A 1,280-nucleotide genomic window follows, 5' to 3' on the forward strand; every position below is an offset into this window, starting at 1 on the left:
GCGGATTTTTGAATATCATTGGGGTTGTAGCGGATTCCGAAGGTAAAGGAGATCTCCCCACCTGTCGCAAGCGCAACACCTGCCCCGTAGTATTCATTGGAATGGCCGTCTTGATCCCACTCAGAGCGGTCAAATTTAGAACCGTCGGCCTTGGAATTATTACTTCCTCTAGCAGCTACATAGCCATTTTCGCCGCTGACGGAAGAGCCTGTAATGGGAATGAAGCTAAGATTAGCGTCCAATTGAACAAATTCCTGCTCTCCAAATTCAAAACTATTGTTGCGGGAGGCGAAGGATAAGAGGGCAGTCTTATCCTTATCAAAGATGACGGGTGAGCCATCCTCAAAAAAGTAGGTCATGGTTTGACGGATGGCAAAGTCAACCTGTCCTTGATTATTACCATGAGTTCCTACATAGATCGTTTTAGTAGGATCAGTGTAGATAAAGGCAGTGGCTTTTCCATCTTCCGCAAAGGTTGATAGCAACTCATAGGTATAATCTAGACGAGTAATTTTTTGGCCATTGTAAGATGTGTTAGTAAGGTTAGTATAGCTTACTCGAATTGGTTGGTTCTTTTCAAGAATTAGACCATAACCATCCCCGCTTCCGGCTGGTGTTCCGGAACCAACTCCTTTGAAAAGAGTAGCTTGGCTGGTTAGAGGGAGTTTGTCAATGGTTCCTGCAACCCCGTCAAGACCTGAACCAAAATCATGACTAGGGGCAATAAAGGATTTGACTCCTTCAAAACGAACACTGACATTGGGTTCCGATTTGGCAATGAGGTATTGGGCGTAAACTTGGCTGAGAAAACCATCTTTTTGGCTATCTTCTTGAGCTTTAGTAAGAGCTGCTTGATAGGCTTTTTCAGCTTCTTGGTAGAGGCTTCGTTCTTTTTCGTACTGGGCCTGTTTTTCTTGGAAACTCTTCTGAACCTGATCTTGTTCTGCTTCTTCCTTTTGATAGCTTTCTTCCTTGACTTGATAGTCTGCCAACTCTTTTTCAAACTTTGCCAGCTCAGTTTGATAGTTTTCTTTTAGCTGCTTGTTGAGCTCTTCTTGTTGTTGATAGTTTTTAAGATCTGTTTGGTACTGAGCCTGTTCCTTTTCATAGGTGGCCAGTTCCTGTTGATACTGCGCCTGCGCAGCGGCTACTTCTTTTTTGCGCTTGGCTTCAGCCTCTTGGTACTGGTTAATCTCCTTAAGGGCGGCTTCATAGCTAGCTAAATCTCTCGCATATTGGTCTTTTTCAAATGTGTATTGCTGGGTCGCTTCTTGCAGTTC

1 protein-coding gene is annotated in these 1,280 nt (G+C 44.0%); it reads right to left on the reverse strand.

Features of this window, described 5'->3' with window-relative positions:
- Positions 1–1,280 (reverse strand): GbpC/Spa domain-containing protein (locus E5983_RS09105; protein ID WP_269148541.1); only part of this gene is annotated, 1,280 nt, incomplete at both ends.

Origin of the sequence: Streptococcus danieliae, from assembly GCF_009767945.1 — a bacterium.
Taxonomy (GTDB): Bacteria; Bacillota; Bacilli; order Lactobacillales; family Streptococcaceae; genus Streptococcus; species Streptococcus danieliae.